At 47.3% G+C, this 20630-nt stretch carries 24 protein-coding genes; 22 read left to right on the top strand and 2 right to left on the bottom strand.

Going from position 1 to position 20630, the window contains the following annotated elements:
• The first annotated feature begins 33 nt into the window (after positions 1-33).
• The 5 genes from RB160_RS07990 (at position 34) to RB160_RS08010 (ending at position 3500) form a co-directional block, all read left to right on the top strand.
• The gene (locus RB160_RS07990; protein WP_316569718.1) at positions 34-1221 is read left to right on the top strand and encodes an acetyl-CoA C-acetyltransferase; all 1188 of its coding nucleotides are present in this window, start codon (positions 34-36) and stop codon (positions 1219-1221) included.
• A 27-nt stretch (positions 1222-1248) separates the two neighbouring features.
• Positions 1249-1938 carry a CoA transferase subunit A gene (locus tag RB160_RS07995; RefSeq protein ID WP_316569719.1) on the top strand — a complete coding sequence of 230 codons (690 nt, stop codon included), beginning with the start codon at positions 1249-1251 and terminating at the stop codon, positions 1936-1938.
• A gap of 18 nt (positions 1939-1956) precedes the next feature.
• A complete protein-coding gene (locus tag RB160_RS08000; RefSeq protein ID WP_316569720.1) occupies positions 1957-2625 on the top strand; it encodes a CoA transferase subunit B in 669 nt (222 codons plus the stop codon).
• Between the two features lie 90 nt (positions 2626-2715).
• Complete coding sequence (locus tag RB160_RS08005; protein ID WP_316569721.1) at positions 2716-2967, top strand: YqkE family protein; 252 nt, start codon at positions 2716-2718, stop codon at positions 2965-2967.
• A complete protein-coding gene (locus tag RB160_RS08010) occupies positions 2967-3500 on the top strand; it encodes a GrpB family protein (RefSeq protein WP_316569722.1) in 534 nt (177 codons plus the stop codon). The genes RB160_RS08005 and RB160_RS08010 overlap by 1 nt, the downstream gene beginning before the upstream one ends.
• A 142-nt stretch (positions 3501-3642) precedes the next feature.
• Here RB160_RS08010 and RB160_RS08015 read toward each other — a convergent pair whose 3' ends face one another.
• On the bottom strand, positions 3643-4551 hold the full coding sequence (locus RB160_RS08015) for an aldo/keto reductase (protein WP_316569723.1): 909 nt from the start codon (positions 4549-4551) through the stop codon (positions 3643-3645).
• Between the two features lie 802 nt (positions 4552-5353).
• Positions 5354-5503, bottom strand: a complete 150-nt coding sequence (gene mciZ, locus RB160_RS08020) for a Z-ring formation inhibitor MciZ (protein WP_316569724.1) — start codon at positions 5501-5503, stop codon at positions 5354-5356.
• A 73-nt stretch (positions 5504-5576) separates the two neighbouring features.
• Here mciZ and RB160_RS08025 point away from each other — a divergent pair, with 73 nt between their 5' ends.
• From RB160_RS08025 to lysA, 17 genes are all read left to right on the top strand, one after another.
• Complete coding sequence (locus RB160_RS08025) at positions 5577-6128, top strand: NUDIX hydrolase (protein WP_316569725.1); 552 nt, start codon at positions 5577-5579, stop codon at positions 6126-6128.
• On the top strand, positions 6128-7291 hold the full coding sequence (locus RB160_RS08030) for an endonuclease Q family protein (RefSeq protein WP_316569726.1): 1164 nt from the start codon (positions 6128-6130) through the stop codon (positions 7289-7291). Before RB160_RS08025 ends, RB160_RS08030 begins: the two co-directional genes overlap by 1 nt.
• An 85-nt stretch (positions 7292-7376) precedes the next feature.
• On the top strand, positions 7377-8012 hold the full coding sequence (gene spoIIM / locus RB160_RS08035) for a stage II sporulation protein M (protein ID WP_316569727.1): 636 nt from the start codon (positions 7377-7379) through the stop codon (positions 8010-8012).
• A 118-nt stretch (positions 8013-8130) separates the two neighbouring features.
• A complete protein-coding gene (gene fur / locus RB160_RS08040; protein ID WP_316569728.1) occupies positions 8131-8595 on the top strand; it encodes a ferric iron uptake transcriptional regulator in 465 nt (154 codons plus the stop codon).
• A gap of 254 nt (positions 8596-8849) precedes the next feature.
• Complete coding sequence (locus tag RB160_RS08045; protein WP_316569729.1) at positions 8850-9077, top strand: YqzK family protein; 228 nt, start codon at positions 8850-8852, stop codon at positions 9075-9077.
• 9 nt (positions 9078-9086) lie between these two features.
• Positions 9087-9980, top strand: a complete 894-nt coding sequence (gene xerD, locus RB160_RS08050; protein ID WP_316570040.1) for a site-specific tyrosine recombinase XerD — start codon at positions 9087-9089, stop codon at positions 9978-9980.
• Between the two features lie 205 nt (positions 9981-10185).
• Complete coding sequence (gene deoB / locus RB160_RS08055) at positions 10186-11373, top strand: phosphopentomutase (protein WP_316569730.1); 1188 nt, start codon at positions 10186-10188, stop codon at positions 11371-11373.
• Positions 11374-11467: 94 nt separating this feature from the next.
• The gene (locus RB160_RS08060; protein ID WP_316569731.1) at positions 11468-12772 is read left to right on the top strand and encodes a pyrimidine-nucleoside phosphorylase; all 1305 of its coding nucleotides are present in this window, start codon (positions 11468-11470) and stop codon (positions 12770-12772) included.
• 168 nt (positions 12773-12940) lie between these two features.
• Positions 12941-14110, top strand: a complete 1170-nt coding sequence (locus tag RB160_RS08065; protein ID WP_316569732.1) for a D-alanyl-D-alanine carboxypeptidase family protein — start codon at positions 12941-12943, stop codon at positions 14108-14110.
• 189 nt (positions 14111-14299) lie between these two features.
• The gene (gene spoIIAA / locus RB160_RS08070; protein ID WP_316569733.1) at positions 14300-14650 is read left to right on the top strand and encodes an anti-sigma F factor antagonist; all 351 of its coding nucleotides are present in this window, start codon (positions 14300-14302) and stop codon (positions 14648-14650) included.
• Complete coding sequence (spoIIAB, locus tag RB160_RS08075) at positions 14650-15090, top strand: anti-sigma F factor (protein ID WP_316569734.1); 441 nt, start codon at positions 14650-14652, stop codon at positions 15088-15090. Before spoIIAA ends, spoIIAB begins: the two co-directional genes overlap by 1 nt.
• A gap of 11 nt (positions 15091-15101) precedes the next feature.
• Positions 15102-15860 (top strand): RNA polymerase sporulation sigma factor SigF, encoded by a 759-nt coding sequence (gene sigF / locus RB160_RS08080; protein WP_316569735.1) that lies wholly within the window; start codon positions 15102-15104, stop codon positions 15858-15860.
• 120 nt (positions 15861-15980) lie between these two features.
• On the top strand, positions 15981-16613 hold the full coding sequence (locus RB160_RS08085) for a stage V sporulation protein AA (RefSeq protein ID WP_316569736.1): 633 nt from the start codon (positions 15981-15983) through the stop codon (positions 16611-16613).
• Positions 16600-17025: a stage V sporulation protein AB gene (locus RB160_RS08090; protein WP_316569737.1), complete on the top strand. Its 426-nt coding sequence runs from the start codon at positions 16600-16602 to the stop codon at positions 17023-17025. Before RB160_RS08085 ends, RB160_RS08090 begins: the two co-directional genes overlap by 14 nt.
• Positions 17026-17052: 27 nt before the next feature.
• Positions 17053-17625: a stage V sporulation protein SpoVABEA gene (spoVAEA, locus tag RB160_RS08095; RefSeq protein ID WP_316569738.1), complete on the top strand. Its 573-nt coding sequence runs from the start codon at positions 17053-17055 to the stop codon at positions 17623-17625.
• Positions 17609-19087, top strand: a complete 1479-nt coding sequence (locus tag RB160_RS08100) for a spore germination protein (RefSeq protein ID WP_316569739.1) — start codon at positions 17609-17611, stop codon at positions 19085-19087. Before spoVAEA ends, RB160_RS08100 begins: the two co-directional genes overlap by 17 nt.
• A 165-nt stretch (positions 19088-19252) precedes the next feature.
• Entirely contained in the window at positions 19253-20587 is a 1335-nt protein-coding gene (gene lysA, locus RB160_RS08105; protein WP_316569740.1) for a diaminopimelate decarboxylase, read from the top strand.
• Positions 20588-20630: the final 43 nt, after the last annotated feature.

A 20630-nucleotide genomic window follows, 5' to 3' on the forward strand; every position in this document is an offset into this window, starting at 1 on the left:
ATGTAAGGATAACAAAATGGAAGGGGTTATGAAATGGAACGAACGGAAGTAGTTATCGTTGCAGCCGCGAGGACGGCAATTGGAAGCTTTAATGGAACCCTAAAAGGGATTCCGGCTCCAGAGCTTGGGGCGATTGCCATTAAAGGCGCGCTCGAGCAGGCAGGGCTGAAGCCGGAGCAAGTGGATGAAGTCATCCTAGGCAATGTCCTGCAGGCGGGGCTTGGGCAAAACCCGGCGCGCCAGGCGGCCATTAAGGCTGGGATTCCTGAAAGCGCTTCCTCTATGACGATTAACAAAGTATGCGGGTCTGGGTTAAAGGCGGTCCATCTTGCCGCGCAGGCAATTATCGCTGGAGATGCTGAAATCGTCGTGGCGGGCGGAATGGAAAACATGAGCCAGGCGCCATACATTTTGAAAAATGCCAGGGACGGCTTCAAAATGGGCGACCAAAAGCTTGTTGACAGCATGATAAGCGATGGCCTCTGGTGCGCATTCAATGATTATCATATGGGGATCACAGCTGAAAACCTTTGCGACCGGTACGGCTTGAACAGGGAGGAACAGGATGCCTTTGCAGCGGCGAGCCAGGAAAAAGCGGCGCGCGCGATTGAAGAAGGAAAGTTCAAGGATGAAATTGTTCCGGTACATATTCCGCAGCGCAAAGGCGAACCGATTGTTTTTGATACGGATGAATACCCAAAAAAGGGAACGACCGCAGAAAAACTGGCCGGACTCAGGGCGGCGTTTAAGAAAGACGGCAGCGTGACAGCGGGAAATGCGTCGGGAATCAATGACGGAGCCGCGGTCGTAATCGTGATGAGCAAAGCGAAAGCGGAGGAGCTTGGCATGAAGCCTCTCGTTACGGTCAGAGGAAACGGCAGCGCCGGCGTCGATCCAAGCGTGATGGGAATCGGTCCGGTCGAGGCGGTCAGAAAGGCGCTGCGAAAAGCGGGAACTTCGATGGAAGAAATCGACCTGATTGAGGCAAATGAAGCGTTCGCGGCCCAGTCGCTCGCCGTTAGCCGGGATTTGGAATTCGATTCCGCAAAGGTCAATGTGAACGGCGGGGCGATTGCGCTAGGCCATCCGATTGGAGCGAGCGGGGCGCGGATACTGGTAACACTAATCCACGAAATGAAACGCCGAGGCGCGAAACAAGGCTTGGCGACGCTTTGTATTGGCGGCGGCCAAGGCGTTGCGACGGTTGTTGAACTCGTTTAATATTTGCCGGATGAAAGGAGAATTTTTATGAAAAGAATTTGTAATTCATTTCAGGAAGCTGTTAATGATATCCATGACGGAGCCACGCTGATGGTTGGCGGCTTTGGCCTGTGCGGGATACCCGAAAACCTGATTCTCGCACTCGTAGACAAGGGTGTAAAAGATTTAACGGTTATCTCCAACAACTGCGGAATTGACGATTGGGGCCTTGGCCTTCTTTTACAAAACAGGCAAATCAAAAAAATGGTCGGTTCCTATGTTGGTGAAAACAAGGAATTTGAGCGGCAGGTGCTGGCAGGCGAGCTGGAAGTGGAATTGCTCCCGCAGGGGTCACTTGCGGAAAAAATCCGAGCAGGGGGAGCCGGTATCCCCGCGTTTTATACGCCAGCGGGGGTCGGAACCCCGATTGCGGATGGAAAGGAAGTACGGGTTTTCAACGGCAAGGAGTATTTGCTTGAAGAAGCGCTTGTAGCCGACTTCAGCCTTGTCCGGGCATGGAAAGGCGATAAGATGGGGAACCTCGTGTACCGGAAAACAGCGCGGAACTTCAACCCAATGATTGCCGCGGCTGGAAAGGTGACAATCGCTGAAGTGGAAAACCTCGTTGAAATCGGGGAACTTGACGCAAATTCCATTCATACGCCGAGCATTTATGTCCAGGCCATTATCCAGGGTGACCAGGAAAAACGGATTGAGCGCCTGACAGTCAGGAAATAGGGGAAAGGAGAGACAGGTATGTCCAACGATAAAGCAAATGTACGTGAAAAGATTGCAATTAGGGCAGAGCGCGAGATTCAGGATGGCTACTATGTAAATCTTGGAATTGGAATGCCGACGCTTGTGGCAAACTATATTTCCGATAATAAGCAGGTCGTCCTGCAATCGGAAAACGGCTTGCTTGGGATAGGGCCGTATCCGCTTGAAGGGGAAGCGGACGCCGACTTGATTAACGCGGGTAAGGAAACGGTAACAGCAATTCCTGGCGCAGCTTATTTTGACAGCGCCGAGTCATTCGCGATGATCCGAGGTGGCCATGTCGATATCGCAATCCTTGGCGGGATGGAGGTTTCCGAGAATGGAGACCTTGCCAACTGGATGATTCCCGGTAAAATGATCAAGGGAATGGGCGGCGCGATGGACTTGGTCCACGGAGCTAGGAAAATTATCGTCATCATGGAACACACGAATAAAAAGGGCGAATCCAAAGTTCTGAAGGAATGTACTCTCCCGCTGACCGGCAAAGGAGTCGTTACTAGAATCATTACGGAACGGGCTGTCATGGACGTGACCGATTCAGGCCTGAAGCTTGTTGAAGTGGCCGAGGGCTACAGCATTGAAGATGTGGTCAATTCCACGGAAGCAAGCCTCGATACAAGCGGAGATGTCGCACTTAACGCATACTAATCATGAAAGGCGGAGGCCAAGGTGCTTCCGCCTTTTTGCGTGGAAAAAATGTTGTATAATGGGAGTATCTGCTTAGAGGAGAGATGACCAATGGCAAAGAAAAGACAGCCGCAAAAGGCGCAGCCGAAAAAAGAAGACAAACCGCTTACCCTCGGGGATATGCTCAACAAGGATTTGGTTAACCAGTTGAAAAACCGCCAGCAGGAACTGAAAGCCGAAGAGGCCCGTAAGGCGGAGGAAGAAGAAAAACGCAAGCGTGAGGAGCGCAGGCTGAAGGAGAAAAATAAAAGCTTCGAGGAGCTTTTAAATGAGAGCGGTATGAACTGGAAGGAATTCAAATAATGAAACCGCCCCGTAAAGTCCAAGTTGTACCGTACCAGGAAGACTGGCCGGAAAGATTTACAAAGGAAGAAGCTATTTTAATAGAAGCAATGGAGCCGGATCATGTGGTTTTTCATCATATCGGAAGCACCTCTGTACCAGGCTTGAGCGCGAAGCCAATTATTGATATTTTGGCGGAGGCTGATTCACTCTATCTATTCGACGAGGCTGCGGAAAAGCTTCGTTTGGCCGATTATGAATCCCGAGGGGAAAACGGCATTCCCGGCCGCCGGTATTTCATTAAGTATGATTCAAATGGTGAAAGGCTTGTCCACCTCCACGCCTTTGAAAAGAACAACCCGCACATTAAGAGGCATCTCGCTTTCCGTGATTACTTACGGGTACATCCTGTACGGGCGGCCCATTATGGGAATGTGAAGGAAACCGGAGCCAGGCTGTTCCCAAGTGACATTAGTTCTTACATCGCATATAAAGAAAAGACAGTGCTTGAACTGGAAAAGGAAGCATTGGATTGGGCCGGCATCCGGGAATAGGTGCCGGCTTTTAATTATGCTGACAGGCAATGTAACTGTTCAATGTAGCAACTTCGCAAAATGAAACTATGGAATGTTCATACAGGACATGGATTTTGTACACAAAGAAAGAGGCCTCCCTATTAAAGAAGGCCTCCCAATATTACCTATGCTCAGCATAAACATTCGCTTTTGTCAGTTCCCTAATCAGGCTGACTTCTGCACCCGAGAGCGATTCCCCGCGGACTGCACTGGCGTTTTTCCTGACCTGTTCGACGTTGCTCGCGCCGGCGACGACTGCGGCCACCGCTGGGTGCGCCAAATTATAGTGCAGTGCGGCCTCCTCAAGCGGACGGGAGGCAAGTTTTTCTTTTAACAAAGGCAAAAGCCTTTCAAGCTCATCATGGCTGTAATCAAGATAGCCTTTTCCTGAAGCCTTTTGGAGCATTCTTTCGGATAATATCCCCTTTGCAACCGGCCCTCTTGTGACTGCGCTGATTCCTTCCCTTTCAAGGACAGGCAGGATTTCTTCTTCCGGGCGCCTGTCGAGCATGCTGTATTGGACCATCACCGACACAATTCCCGACTTTGCCGCATACTCCCTGACGACATTCGGCCGAATGGAAGAGATGCCATAATAACGGATCAGGCCATCCGCTTTTAATTCCTCGAAAGCTTCAATGGTTTCATCGATTGGATCGTCAATCGTTCCACCGTGAAGCTGGTACAAATCAATATAATCGGTCCCGAGCCGCTTCAGGCTTCCTTTGACAGCTTCTTTAATATGTTTTTTGGACGGGTCCCAGCTCCAGCCGGATTTATCTTCGTTCCAGCGATTGCCCGCTTTTGTCGCGATAATTACTTTGTCCCGGCGCCCTTTCAGGCATTCACCGACGATCTTTTCGTTTTCTCCAAAGTCATACAGGTCCGCGGTATCAAAATAATTAATGCCTTCGTCCATTGCCGCATCGATAATTGAACGGGCCTTGTCCAAATCAGTGCCAAGCGACATGCAGCCGAGCCCCAGAACACTCACATTCAAATCCGAATTGCCAAGCTTTTTTTTCTTCACTGCTATCCACTCCTTGGCTCCTATTCTACCCAAAGTGCGGGACGGGCGGCAAACCGTTTGATTACCTATTCCACAACGGTCCTGGGCAGTGCCGTAAAGACCGTTTCGAGGTAAGGAGCCAATCAAAACGGTGTTTAGAAGTGCCGTCAAGACCGTTTCGAAGTAAGGAGCCAATCAAAACGGTCTTTAGTAGTGCCGTAAAGCCCGTTTCGAGGTAAGAAGCCAATCAAAACGGTCTTTAGAAGTGCCGTACAGACCGTTTCGAGGTAAGAAGCCCATCAAAACGGTCTTGAGAAGTGCCGTAAAGACCGTTTCGCGGTAAGAAGCCAATCAAAACGGTCTGTAGAAGTGCCGTAAAGACCGTTTCGCGGTAAGAAGCCAATCAAAACGGTCTGTAGAAGTGCCGTAAAGACCGTTTCGCGGTAAGAAGCCAATCAAAACGGTCTGTAGAAGTGCCGTAAAGACCGTTTCGCGGTAAGAAGCCAATCAAAACGGTCTGTAGAAGTGCCGTAAAGACCGTTTCGAGGTAAGAAGCCAATCAAAACGGTCTTTAGAAGTACGGTAAAGACCGTTTCGAGGTAAGAAGCCAATCAAAACGGTCTTTAGAAGTGCCGTAAAGACCGTTTCGAGGTAAGAAGCCAATCAAAACGGTCTTTAAAAGTACCGTCAAGACCGTTTCGAAGTAAGGTGCTAATCAAAACGGTCTTTAGAAGTGCCGCCAGGACCGCTTCCAAGTAAGATGCCCTTCAAAACGGTCCTGAGAGGTTTCGTACTCATTTCAAAAATCCCTAAAGCATCTTAATCAGCGGCGTGGCGCCTTACGCTTTTCAGCTTCCGATTTAACCAACTCCGCCACAGTCATGTACAATGTGCTGCACTCCCTTAGAATATAGCGGATTTCCGCCGCCTTTCCCGCCAGAACAAACCCTTTATCATGTATGTAAGCCTTCATGAGTGAACTCCCCCAATTAAAGTATGATAAAATGTATGAACACTAAAATTGGATTAGAACAGGAGTGGAACAGATGGACAGACTTGAGGAAAAGACAATCGGAAGCAAGGAAATTTTCAGCGGGAAGATTATTTCTTTAAGAGTCGAAGAAGTTGAGCTTCCGAACGGGAAAACGTCCAAGCGGGAAATCGTAAAGCACCCAGGCGCGGTTGCGGTTATTGCCGTTACGGATGAAAAAAAGATTGTCCTTGTTGAGCAATACCGAAAAGCGATGGAGAGGGTGATGGTCGAAATACCTGCCGGGAAACTGGAGAAAGGCGAAGATCCTTCCGAATGCGCGCGCCGTGAGCTTGAAGAAGAAACAGGATATGAATGCCGGGAAATGGAATGGCTTATTTCCTTCTATACTTCGCCAGGCTTCGCGGACGAAATCGTCCATCTTTATATCGCGAAAGGCCTTTCGAAAAAGGAGGGGGCGGCCGCACTGGACGAAGATGAATTCGTGAACGTAGAAGAAATCACCCTCGATGAAGCACTCGCTTATGTAAAAGAAAAGAAAATATATGACGCAAAGACCGCCTACGCCATCCAATACCTTCAACTGCAGGAGGCATTGAAGAAATAATGGCCCGTTACTTCGCGGATTTCCATATCCATATCGGCCGGACGAGAAGCGGCAGGCCAGTAAAGATAACGGGGGCAAAATCGCTGACCTTTTCAAATATCATCAGTCATGCCCGGAATGAAAAAGGGCTTGATATGATTGGCATAATCGACTGCCACTCCCCTGAAGTTATTTTGGAGATGGAAAGCCTGATCGAATCCGGGGAAATGGCCAAACAGGCGGGCGGGGGGCTCTTGTTCGGAGACATGGCGGTGATTCCCGGATCTGAACTGGAAATTTACGATGAACTGTGCAAAGGCCCGATCCATGTACTCTGCTTTATGCCGGGTATTGAAGAAATGAAGGAATTCTCCGCCTGGCTGTCGGAACGGATGAAAAACGTCAACTTGAGCTCGCAGCGAATTTATACATCGGGGCGCGGCCTCCAGGAAAAAGTGAAACAGCTTGGTGGACTGTTCATACCGGCCCATGTATTCACTCCCTTCAAAAGCCTTTACGGAAAAGGGGTTAGCCAATCGCTGGCTGAAGTATTTAATCCTGATATGATTGACGGCATTGAGCTGGGGCTTAGCTCGGACACAAAAATGGCGGACGGGCTCGCAGAACTGCACCGTTATCCTTTTTTAACGAACTCGGATGCTCATTCCCTCGCAAAAATTGCGCGTGAATATCAAATGATTAAAATGAATGAGCCGTCATTTATGGAGTTTTCAATGGCGTTGAGGGGAGAAGGCGGACGAAGGATATTGGCTAATTACGGGCTTGACCCGTACCTTGGAAAATACCATGGAACCGTATGCGCCGATTGCCTTTCACCTTTAGCAACAGAAGGAGAGCCATGCGGGGAATGCGGTTCGCGGAAAATAGTCAAGGGAGTGGCCGACCGGATTTCCGAGCTCTCGACTGCTCAGGATGGTCCGGAAGGTAGGCCGCCTTATGTCCATCAAGTCCCCCTTGAATTCATTCCCGGCCTTGGCCCCAAGCTGCTCCAAAAACTGCTATGGCATTTCGGCACCGAAATGGCAATCCTTCATGAAGTTCCACAGGAGGCGATGGAAAAAATCATCCCTGAAAAACTAGTGAATCTAATTATCCTTGCGCGGGAAGGGAAGCTTTCACTAAAAGCGGGTGGGGGTGGAAAATACGGGAAAGTGGAGTACTGAAGACGGTTTACCCATCTCTAATCATGTCATATCGAAAATGGACAGGCATACAATGGTATAAAACCGTCCTTCAGGGGGAAATGCCATGAAAAAACGTATGAACCATTTCGTTGAAGCAGCATATTTGGGCGAGCACTCCTCAGTATTCCTGTTTGTATCCATTCTTTTTATGATGGGGGTCATCTTCGGAGCCGTCGTCGTGAACAGCATGAGCTTCGAGCAAAAAGAAGATCTGTTCTATTATTTATCACAGTTTTTCAGTCAGATTGCCAATGGCGAAACAGCGGCTTCCGGAGAGCTATTCGTACAGAGTCTCCTTCATAACAGCAAATTTATCGCACTGATGTGGGTGCTCGGTATCTCAATCATCGGATTGCCGATCATCCTCATCCTTCTTTTTATAAAAGGAATGGTTGTCGGATTCACGGTTGGCTTCCTTGTCAGCCAAATGGGCTGGAAAGGGTTTGTCTTCGCATTTGTATCCATACTTCCGCAAAATGTGATCATCATTCCGGTCTTTATAGCAATGGCCGCTGTATCGATTGTATTTTCACTAAAGATGGTTGGTAGGCAATTTACAAAAAAGTTGAGCCAGCCAATCCTTCCTATTTTTGGGCGGTACTTTCTTCTACTAATTGGGGCGATTGTACTTTTGGCCTTGGCTTCGGGCATTGAAGCATACTTGTCGCCTGGATTTATGAAAGCAGTTGCCGGTAAATGAACTGATAATCAATCCCACCTAATAATCATTACAATTTGTTATTTATAATTATTTTAGTTTTCTTCTCGTGTCCTATCTGATATAATGGGAAAGGACAGTTGCGAGGGAGGACGAACGGATGGAAACAAGAATCGAAAGAATTAAAAAACAACTGCATTCATCAAGCTACAAGCTTACTCCTCAACGAGAAGCTACCGTTCGGGTTTTATTGGAACATGAGGAAGACCATTTGAGTGCGGAAGATGTCTATCTTCTTGTAAAGGAAAAATCTCCGGAAATTGGATTGGCAACTGTTTACCGGACTTTGGAATTGCTGACAGAATTGAAAATCGTCGATAAAATTAACTTTGGGGACGGCGTCTCCAGATATGACCTGCGCCAGGAAGGAGCCGCCCATTTCCATCACCACCTTGTCTGTATTGAATGCGGGGCGGTTGATGAAATACAGGAAGACCTTCTTGAGGATGTTGAAGAAATTGTTGAAAGGCGCTGGAATTTTAAAATAAAAGACCATAGGCTTACATTCCATGGAATTTGCCACCGATGCCAGGACAAAGAAGAAGAAGAGCCGGTAGAAGAATAAAGTGGTTCCCCGGAAAGCCGTTAAAAATAAATAATTCATAAAATAAACCCTTCTCCAATGAAGGGTTTTTTGTTTTAGCTCAGGTTAAACTTGTTTGTTAATTTCCTATTTAATCAACGTAGGAAAATCAACACTATCCCTTAAGACCGCCTTTCTTAAAAGAATAGATTTTATTGCGGCTGTTTTACAGGTATAAATTCGGCCAATTTGGGCATACCCTGTACTAAAAACCTGAAGTTTCGGAGGGAGCCTCCATGATCGTATTTTGCCGGGCCATGTACAATGCCCTGAAAGTCCTGATCCTATTCATAGCCTGCACGTTCCTCTTTTATTATGGTATGATGTGGGTACATGAGGAATATCAGAATTACCACCGGTACGATAAACCGAAGGGGGCGGCAGTCAAAGTGTCAAACTCATTGGATACAGGCAACCCTGAATGGTTGGACCGGTTGTTATTGTTCTATAAGATCGGGGAGTAATGAAGCATGTTGGAAGATCATTTGAAAGATTTTATCCATTTTCTATTGGTTGAAAAAGGGCTCTCGGAAAACACAATGATATCTTATGAGCGGGACCTTAAAACCTATTTGCGCCATTTGAAAGAGGTACAGGCTATAACCGCGATTGATGATATCCAGCGGACCCATATTTTACAGTTTATTGGAGAACTGAAAAACGAGGGGAAGTCGGCGAAAACAATCGCCAGGCATGTCGCTTCGATTCGTTCCTTCCATCAGTTTTTGCTGAGGGACAAGGCCGCGAGCCATGACCCGACCGTCCATATTGAAACCCCGAAGCTTGAAAGAAACCTTCCAAAGGTACTCAGCATGGAGGAGGTTGAAACCCTGCTTGAAGCGCCGAAAGGATCGGGCCATTTTGGGCTAAGGGACAAAGCGATGCTTGAACTCCTTTATGCGACAGGAATAAGGGTGAGCGAGCTGATTGGACTTGACTTGGACGACCTTCACTTGAACATGGGATTTGTTCGCTGCATTGGTAAAGGAAATAAGGAGCGGATCATTCCCATCGGCCGCACCGCAACAGGATCGCTTGAACGTTATTTGGAAGCCGGACGCCCTAAGTTTTTGCGCCAGAAGTCGAGGGAAGATGCCCTTTTTCTTAATCACCAGGGAAAGAGGCTAACGCGCCAGGGATTTTGGAAAATCCTTAAAAAGCTTGCTTTTGATGCGGGGATAGAAAAAGACCTTACCCCGCACACACTCCGCCATTCGTTTGCCACCCATCTTCTGGAAAATGGCGCCGACTTAAGGGCGGTACAGGAAATGTTGGGCCATTCGGATATTTCGACGACGCAAATTTATACCCACGTAACCAAAGTAAGGTTAAGGGATGTATACAGCAAATTCCATCCAAGAGCTTAATAGAGTAAGAGAGTGGAGCCGGTCAAATTTTGTCCGGTTTTTGCTTATTCTGTCATAAATAGATTGATTCTTTTTCTTGTATTTTCATAGCCATTTAGTAAAATATAGATGTCAGACTTCTGACGTTTGTGCCATGGTTAAAGGATTTATTGATAGGGTAAACTACCCCTGTCGTTGTCTCCATGAAAAAGGAGGAAATTTGGAAATGAGCAAGAAACTTAAATTTAATAGGATTTTTCTAATTGTAATGGATTCAGTCGGAATCGGCGAGGCACCCGATGCTGAAAAATTCGGCGATAAAGGGTCGGATACTTTAGGGCATATAGCCGAAGCAATGAATGGCCTGAATATGCCTAATATGGGGAATCTTGGCCTCAGCAATATCCGTGAAATTAAAGGAATTGAGAAACAGCAAAGGCCGCTCGCCTATTTTACAAAAATGCAGGAAGCGTCGAATGGAAAGGACACGATGACCGGCCATTGGGAAATCATGGGCCTCAACATCCAGACTCCGTTCCGTGTGTTCCCGGAAGGATTCCCTGATGAATTGCTGTCGGATCTTGAAGCGCAGACTGGAAGAAAAATAATCGGAAACAAGCCCGCCAGCGGAACAGCCATCCTTGACGAACTCGGGAAGGAACATATGGATACCGGCGCGCTAATCGTATACACCTCTGCGGATTCAGTATTGCAAATTGCCGCTCATGAAGAGATTGTCCCTCTTGACGAACTGTACAAAATTTGTGAAATCGCCAGGGAACTCACTCTTGATGATCCATACATGGTCGGACGCATCATCGCGCGCCCGTTCATTGGGGAACCAGGCAATTTTAAGAGGACCGCGAACCGGCATGATTATGCATTGAAGCCATTCGGGCGGACAGTCATGAACGAGCTGAAGGATTCAGGCTTTGACGTCCTTGCTATCGGGAAAATTTCCGATATATATGATGGGGAGGGCGTAACAAAATCCCTTCGCACCGTTTCAAATATGGATGGAATGGATAAGCTTGTCGACACACTGGAAATGGACTTTACAGGCCTAAGCTTTTTGAACCTTGTCGATTTTGACGCGCTCTATGGGCACCGCCGTGACCCGGAAGGCTACGGAAAGGCTCTTGAGGAATATGATGCCCGCCTGCCAGAAGTGTTTGAAAAACTGAATGAAGACGATTTGCTGATCATCACCGCGGACCACGGCAACGATCCGGTCCACCCGGGAACAGACCATACTAGGGAATATGTGCCGCTCCTCGTTTATTCAAAAAAAATGGGCGGAGGGAAAGAACTCCCGGTCAGGAAGACATTTGCCGATATTGGTGCCACGGTTGCGGAAAATTTTGGCGTGGCAATGCCTGAACATGGGGAAAGCTTCCTTAGCGAGTTGAAATAATCTTTAGGCAAAAAAATCAGGGAAAGCTTTCGGCCAGAAAGCTTCCCCTGAAATGATTGAGCTTGGCTAAATAACTTACCAGTGGGTGATATCAATGAGAATGGTAGATTTAATTGAAAAAAAGCGAGACGGACAGGAATTGTCTGCGGAAGAAATCAACTATATTATTGAAGGCTATACAAATGGTTCTATACCGGACTATCAAATGAGTGCGCTTACAATGGCGATCTATTACAAAGGGATGACGGAAAAGGAACGAGCTGATTTGACGATGGCAATGGTTGAGTCCGGTGATCAAATCGACTTGTCGGAAATTGAAGGGATTAAAGTCGATAAGCATTCAACCGGTGGTGTTGGCGATACAACGACGCTTGTTCTTGGCCCCCTTGTTGCCGCGGTTGGCGTCCCTGTCGCAAAAATGTCCGGGCGCGGCCTTGGCCATACTGGTGGAACGGTTGATAAGCTTGAATCAGTCACTGGATTCCACGTCGAAATTGAGAATTCTGAATTTATCAACCTTGTAAACAAAAATAAATTAGCCGTCATCGGCCAAAGCGGGAATTTGACCCCGGCTGACAAAAAGTTATACGCGCTCCGGGATGTAACAGCTACTGTTGATAGTATCCCCCTTATCGCGAGCTCGGTTATGAGCAAAAAAATCGCGGCAGGCGCCGATGCCATTGTCCTTGATGTAAAAACAGGCGCCGGTGCTTTTATGAAAACGCTTGAAGACTCAAGGGAGCTTGCTAAGGCAATGGTCCGCATTGGAAACAATGTCGGCCGGAAAACGATGGCCGTTATTTCCGATATGAGCCAGCCGCTAGGCTATGCGATTGGAAATGCACTTGAAGTCAAGGAAGCAATTGATACATTAAAAGGCGAAGGCCCGGAGGATTTGACGGAATTGAGCCTGACGCTTGGAAGCCATATGGTTTACCTTGCGGAAAAAGCAGACTCCCTCTCCGAAGCCCGAGAATTGCTTGAAAAAGCAATTCAAGATGGGAGCGCGCTCGAGAAAATGAAAGTATTCTTAAGCGCCCAGGGAGGAGATGCTTCCGTAGTCGATGATCCTGCCCGCCTTCCACAGGCAAGCTATATCTTTGAACTAGAGGCAAGGGAAGAGGGTTTCGTTTCGGAAATTGTTGCCGATGAAGTGGGGACTGCCGCAATGCTGCTTGGGGCTGGCCGTGCGACAAAGGAATCCGAAATCGATTTGGCTGTAGGAATCGTGTTGAAGAAAAAGATCGGCGATAAGGTCAATAAAGGGGAATCACTGGCTGCCATCCACAGCAACTTCGAAAATATTGATGATGTGAAGAATAAGCTCTACAGCAGCATTAAGCTTTCAGGCGCTGCGGTAGAGAAGCCGACCTTGATTTACGGGGAAATAACCGAATAGAAATCGTTGTTTAGAGGCGCTTTGGGTAAAACCGAAGGCGCCTCTTTTTTGTTTTCAGGAAATTATTAAATGAAACCTTTTGGATAACTTGAAATAAGTAGGGGCTATTTGTATAAAAAAACCATTTATGGAAAAGATGGAGGCTATAAAGAATGGAGGGTTATGCAAATGAAACGATTGAGTTCACTGATACTTGCTGGACTGTTAGCCATAACAGTGGTTTCGCCGGAAGCATCCGCAAAGGAAGCAAATACCGCTGATCTTGCCCGGGAGGTAAAATCGGCCATTCTGATCGAAAGGGACACAGGGACTGTCCTGTATGAAAAAAACAGCCAGGAACCCCTGCCGCCGGCCAGCATGACAAAAGTAATGACCATGCTCCTGATTATGGAAGCGCTGGATGAGGGGAAACTTAGCATAAACGAAAAAGTTCGGGCAAGTGAGTATGCCGCTTCAATGGGTGGATCCCAGATTTTCCTCGAAGCGGGAGAAGAAATGACAACCCGGGAATTGCTTAAAGGAATTGCGATCGGGTCGGGCAATGATGCGTCTGTCGCCATGGCCGAAAGGATTGCGGGTTCCGAGGAAGCATTTGTCGATAGAATGAACAAAAAAGGCAAGGAGCTTGGCCTTAAGAATACCGTTTTTAAAAATACGACCGGACTTCCTGAAGAGGGCCACGTCAGTACAGCCGCCGATATGGCAATCATGGCAAAGGAACTATTAAAATACGAGGATATTACGAAGTACACAGGCATGTATGAATCCTATCTTCGGGAAAATACAGACAAAAAATTCTGGCTTGTCAACACCAATAAGCTTGTCCGTTTTTATCCAGGAGTGGATGGGCTGAAAACTGGTTTTACGGCTGAAGCGAAATACTGCCTAACAGCTACCGCTCAAAAGAATGGAATGAGGGTCATAGCCGTCGTTTTCGGAGCTCCGACTTCAAAGGCAAGGAACGCCCAAGTTTCAAAAATGCTTGATTATGCTTTCGGCCATTATGAAACCCATCCGCTTTACCAAAGGAATGTCGCAGTTGGAGAAGCGGCCGTGAGCAAGGGCAACTTCAAAAGAATCGAAGCTGTCACAAGCGAGCCTATTTCAATCCTGACAAAAAAAGGGGAAAAAATCGATGATATAAAAAGGGTCATCAAAATTAGCAAAAACTTGAAAGCCCCTATCGAAAAAGGAGATAAAGTCGGGACAATCAGGCTGATGAAAGATGGCCGTCTGCTTCAGGAACAGGACTTGGTCGCAAGCAGGAATGTCGGTGAAGCGGGCTGGTGGACGTTGTACAAGAGGTCAATGGGCCTTTTCACGAAAGCAGGGAAATGAAACTCTGTCGAATCTCGAAACTTTTCAACTACCTTTAGCGAATTGCCACTAGTTTTGTCTTTGTAGAAGGATTTGCCATTGCGGATATCGAATTGAACTCACTGTAAGGCGCCCGTCTAGCTATGGCGGGCTTAATTGGGCCGGATACGCGGACAATTGCCGGAGAAACAAATTAGGAGGCCGAATACAGTGAGTCTTAACATCGAAATGGAAGTAATGAGCGAAGTATTATGCATCCGGTTACGCGGTGAACTTGACCACCATACCGCTGACGGGCTGCGATCCCGGGCAACGGAAGCGATTGAATCACAAGGGATCCGCCATATTGTCATGAACCTTGAAGGGCTGACATTCATGGATAGTTCCGGCCTTGGCGTAATCCTGGGACGATATAAACAGCTGAAGCAGCTCCACGGGGAACTGGTCGTATGCTCTGTCTCCCCCGCGGTTGAAAGATTGCTGGACATGTCGGGCTTATTTAAAATTATCAGGATGGAACCAACGGAAGCATATGCGCTCCAGCGATTGGGGGTTGCGTGATGCGAAACGAAATGAGCCTTCAATTCAGCGCGCTTAGCCAAAATGAGTCTTTTGCCAGGGTGACGGTAGCAGCGTTTATCGCCCAGCTCGATCCGACAATGGATCAATTGACTGAAATTAAAACGGTCGTTTCCGAAGCAGTCACGAATGCGATCATTCATGGATATGACAACGATCCGAATGGAATCGTCTATATCGATGTGGCGATTGAAGCTGAAGCGGTTGAAATCACCATTAAGGATAAAGGAAATGGGATAGCGGATATCGAAGAGGCGCGCCAGCCGCTGTTTACAACAAAGCCGGAGCTGGAACGCTCAGGCATGGGGTTCACGATAATGGAAAACTTCATGGATGAGGTTGAGATCCAGTCCGAGCGTGGAAAAGGCACGGAAATCAGGTTACGGAAGAATTTATCCCGAAGCAAGATGCTTTGCAATTAAGGAGACCGCCTATGGACGTAGAGGTCAAAAAAGATAGCAACCAGCCGTTTCTCAAAGATCATGAGGTAAAGGAGTTAATTAAAAGAAGCCACGAAGGCGATGAAAAAGCACGCGATATTATCGTCGAAAAAAACATGAGGCTTGTCTGGTCGGTTGTCCAGCGTTTTTTAAACCGGGGATATGACCCTGACGACCTTTTCCAGATTGGCTGCATTGGCCTGTTAAAATCGGTTGATAAATTCGATTTGTCGTATGACGTTAAATTCTCGATTTATGCGGTACCGATGATTATTGGCGAAATCCAAAGGTTCATCAGGGATGATGGTACAGTAAAAGTAAGCCGTTCGCTGAAAGAGACCGGAAATAAAATCCGCAGGGCCAAGGATGAATTATCCAAATCCCTTGGCCGGGTTCCAACTGTCAATGAATTATCAGTCCATCTTGGGCTTTTGCCGGAGGAAATCATCCTTGCCCAAGAAGCTTCCCGAGCTCCGGCATCGATTCATGAAACGGTTTATGAAAACGATGGCGATCCAATTACGCTCCTGGATCAGATCGATGACGGGAATGACGGGAAATGGTTTGATAAGATAGCCTTGAAGGAGGCGATTCGGGAACTTGATGAAAGGGAAAAACTGATTGTTTATTTGCGTTATTACAAGGACCAGACACAATCAGAGGTAGCCCAGCGCCTTGGAATTTCCCAGGTTCAAGTGTCCCGCCTTGAAAAGAAAATATTGCAACAGATGAAAAGCCATATGGATATTTAAATCCATATGGCTTTTCTGTTCCCTAAAGAATATTCACCTTCATTATGAGGCAATTATTGCCTATCATTAAGGCAGCCTGTTTCAACCATACTAGCAATACAAGGAAAACTATGTCTGGAAGTGAGTGTTTTGGAAAAAACAGTCTATATCCGCATGAGAAACAGAATAATTGCCAGCCAGGACCAGGAAATCATGATTGGCGATATCGCACAGGTGCTCGCCCCCGAAGGCATGGAGCGGGCGATTAAAGAATTGTCTATCCACCAAATCACGAAGAGAGACAGCAATTATGTCGTCATTGATGCCATGAAAATAATAAGGAAAATAACGGGTTTGTTTCCCGGCTCCGACATCCAGGCTATCGGGCCCGCGCAGACGTTGATCGAAGTAAATATTGAAAAAAGGCGTGTGCTCTCTTTACCTTTTTTCATCCTGATATGGCTCTTGCTGTTTTTCGGTTCGGCGATGGCGATAATGAACTTTCATGATGATGTAAGCATGAAGGACGTGCAGTCGAAGTTATACACCATTATTACCGGAGAAGTTTCTGAAACGCCACTGTTATTTCAAATCCCTTATTCCTTTGGGCTTGGGATGGGGATGGTCCTGTTTTTCAACCATATCTTCAAAAAACGGATAAATGAGGAACCCAGTCCACTGGAAGTTGAAATGTTCAATTACCAGCAGTCAATGGATAACTACGTTATGATTCACGAAAATCGGGAGAGTATGAAGCGCCTTGACGACAATTGAAGTCATTTTAACGGTATTTATTGCCGTGAGCGGCGGGCTAGCAGTGGGTTCCGGCTTTGTGGCTTTTTTGACTGTACTTGGCATTATCCCGCGTCTGGCGCAAATATCCAAGACTGCAAATAAGGCTGTCTGGTATGAGGCGGCTGTTATTACCGGTACTATGGCGGGAATTTATGGAGGCCTCAGGGACCCGGTGCTGGGAATATCCCCATTATTTCTTATTCCCATGGGCCTTGCCGGAGGACTTTTTATCGGCATGATAGCCGGGGCACTTGCGGAAGTTCTAAATGTCATTCCCATCCTTGCAAAAAGGCTGAATATTGATGGGAAAATCATTACATTGCTAATGGCTGTTGTTTTTGGAAAAATCTTTGGTTCGCTCTTTCAATGGCTCTATTTCATAAAACGCTAACCTGCAAGGAAGGAGGGCCGTTGCCGAATGCCCAGGAAGGTAATTTTGGTTACCGATGGCGATGAGTATGCGAGGAAGGCTGTCGAACATGTAGCGGCTGAAATTGGCGGCCGCTGTATATCCCTATCATCGGGAAACCCTTCTTTGCTTGGTGGGCCGGATATTGTCGGGCTCATCAAAAAGGCCGAAAAAGACCCGGTTCTTGTCATGTTTGATGATAGCGGGCTAATAGGGGAGGGACCTGGCGAGGCAGCTTTGAAATATGTTGCTTCCCACCCTGATATTGAAGTGCTGGGCATTGTTGCAGTTGCTTCAAATACACACCAGGCAGAATGGACAAGGGTCGACGTCTGCATAGATCGGTATGGGGAATTAACGCCAAACGGCGTCGATAAGTTCGGCGTTCAGGAATTGGAAACCGGAAGAATCTATGGGGACACTGTTTATTGCCTTGACAGCCTGAATGTACCCATCATTGTAGGAATCGGGGATATAGGAAAAATGGCGCGCAGGGACCACTACGCTTTGGGCGCCCCAATTACGAAAAAAGCAGTTGAAATTATTCTCGAAAGGAGCGGTTACTATGATCAGCAAGAATGAGGAGAAAAAGCTGCTTCCTAAATCCCTTACGGAAATCGAAACTTATATGAAGGAGCATGCCGGCCTGGGTAAAAGCTTTGACTTAGGCGTCCGGAAACTAAAGGTGCTCAGGAAGGACGTCAATTTTTACTACGTAAACGGCCTTTGTGATACTGCATTTATTATAGAAATTCTAGAAACCCTAAACGAACTTAATGAAAGCAAAAAAATGGTGTCGGGGATTGTGCAGCACCTTGAGCAAAATCTCGTCCATCAATCGGTTACGAGGGTCTATTCAATCGAGGATTTTGTAACAGCAGTTCTTTCTGGACTGATTGTATTCGTAATGGAAGGTGAAGGAGTTGGCCTGTCCGTCGATACGAGGAGCTACCCGGGCAGGCAGCCGCAGGAGCCAGACACTGAAAAAGTTGTCAGAGGTTCAAGGGATGGTTTTGTCGAAAATATCCTTCTGAATACCGCACTGACGAGAAGAAGAATCCGTGATGAGAGGCTCCGGTTTGAACTAATCCACGTTGGATTAAGATCCAAAACGGATATTGCGATTGGTTATATTGAAAATGTCGCCGATCCTGGCCTTGTTGAGAAAGTGAGGAAAGAGCTAAAGGCAATAGAAGTGGACGGCCTTCCAATGGCGGATAAGACCATTGAGGAATTCATCGTGAAACAGGGATTTAATCCGTATCCATTGGTAAGGTACACAGAAAGGGCGGATGTTGCATCCGTCCATTTGCTTGAGGGGCATGTACTTATTTATGTCGACACTTCTCCAAGTGTAATCATTGCCCCTGCAACCTATTTCCACCACGTACAGCACGCAGAAGAATACAGACAATCTCCTGCGGTGGGTACCTTTGTTCGCTGGACAAGGTTTTTGGGGATCCTAGCTTCCATACTGCTCCTACCGCTCTGGTATTTATTTGTCGTCGAACCGAGCCTCCTTCCTGAAAAATTAGCTTATATCGGACCAAACGACAAAAGCAGCATCCCAATCCTTATCCAGCTGCTTCTTGCAGATCTAGGAATTGAATTCCTTCGAATAGCTGCCATCCATACCCCTACCCCGTTATCTACGGCAATGGGTTTGATCGCGGCTGTTCTCATCGGGCAGATTGCGGTTGATGTCGGCCTTTTTGTACCGGAGGTAATCCTATATGTGGCAGTCTCAGGGATAGGCACATTCGCCACGCCGAGCTATGAGTTGAGTGTCGCAAATAAAATCGCCAGGTTCGCTATGCTGATCATCGTCGCGCTTTTCCATACCGCCGGATTTATCATCGGAATAACGGTTTACCTGTTGCTTTTAATCCGGATCAAATCATTCGGCATTCCTTATTTATGGCCGTTTATCCCGTTTGATCCGAAAGCCTCCATCCAAATATTGATTCGAAGGGCTGTTCCCGGATCCATCCTCCGCCCGAAAATCATGCATGCTGGGAATCGTTCCCGCCAATCCTCCAGGTAACGGAAATGCATTGCGGTTTAGGGTCAGATATGCTAAAGTAATTAATTAAAAAAGGACGGGCATATTCGTTTGTGGACAGTCCTAGCTAGTGGGCTGTCCTTTTCTTTACCTGAATGCCCGCTGCAAACACGATTTGACGCCATTTTAGCAGGGAGAGGGAAATACATGCATTTTCATGGGACAATAGGAGTAAACCAGGCGGGGAATCTGGAAATCGGCGGAGTCGACGCCATAGAATTGGCGAACCAGTATGGAACCCCGCTTTATGTATATGATGTCGCATTGATTCGGGAACGGGCCAGAGGGTTTAAACGGGAGTTTGAAAAGCAGGGTGTCAAGGCCCAAGTTGCCTATGCAAGTAAGGCATTCTCGACAATTGCTATGGTCCAGCTTGCGGCCGAAGAAGGCCTCTCACTTGATGTTGTATCGGGTGGAGAACTGTATACTGCCCAGGCAGCTGGATTTCCGGTTGAAAAGATTCATTTTCACGGCAACAACAAAAGCAGGGAAGAGTTGGAAATGGCAATCGGCCTCGGAATTGGCTGCATCGTTGTCGATAATTTCTATGAACTTTCCATGCTGCAGGATATATGCGCACAAAGGAATGCAAAAGTTAAAATCCTGCTGCGCGTTACCCCGGGGATTGAAGCGCACACACATGACTACATCCTTACGGGCCTGGAGGATTCGAAGTTTGGTTTCGACTTGAACAACGGACAGGCGGAACTTGCTTTAAAAGCTGCCTTGGAGGACTCTTGTTTTGACTTGCTTGGCGTCCATTGCCATATTGGGTCGCAAATCTTTGAAACAACAGGTTTTATTTTGGCAGCGAGAAAAATTGTTGAAAAACTTGCCGCTTGGAGAGACGCTTATTCATTTAAAACAAGGGTCCTCAATCTTGGGGGCGGTTTTGGCATCAGGTATACGGATGAGGACAGTCCACTCCCGCCATCAGCTTATGTGAGCCAAATCATCTCGGAAGTAAAACGCCTGGCAGCATCCAATTTAATGGAAATGCCTGAAATTTGGATTGAACCGGGCCGTTCTCTTGTAGGGGATGCGGGCATCACTCTTTACAGGACGGGGTCAAGTAAGGAAGTCCCCGGGGTCAGGAAATATCTCGCTGTCGACGGCGGGATGAACGATAACATTAGGCCGGCCCTCTATCAAGCGAAGTATGAGGCTGTCCTGGCCTCGAGGCCGCTGGCGGAGCCGAAAGAAACCGTATCGATCGCGGGTAAATGCTGCGAGTCAGGCGATATGCTTATTTGGGATTTGCCTCTCCCGGAATCCGGGCAGGAGGAAATTCTCGCTGTATTCTGCACAGGCGCCTACGGCTACTCAATGGCAAATAACTATAACAGAATACCGCGGCCTGCGGTTGTGTTTGTTGAAAATGGGGAAGCCTCACTTGTTGTCAAAAGGGAAACCTACGAGGACCTCCTTCAGTATGACCTGCCGTTTGTATCTTCAATAAATAAAGAAACTGCCCGTAAATAGGGCAGTTTTTTTCAATGCTCGGCCAACCAAAGCGCTTTGAAGC

The sequence above is a fragment of the Neobacillus sp. YIM B06451 genome, from assembly GCF_032667185.1.
Lineage (GTDB): Bacteria > Bacillota > Bacilli > Bacillales > Cytobacillaceae > Bacillus_D.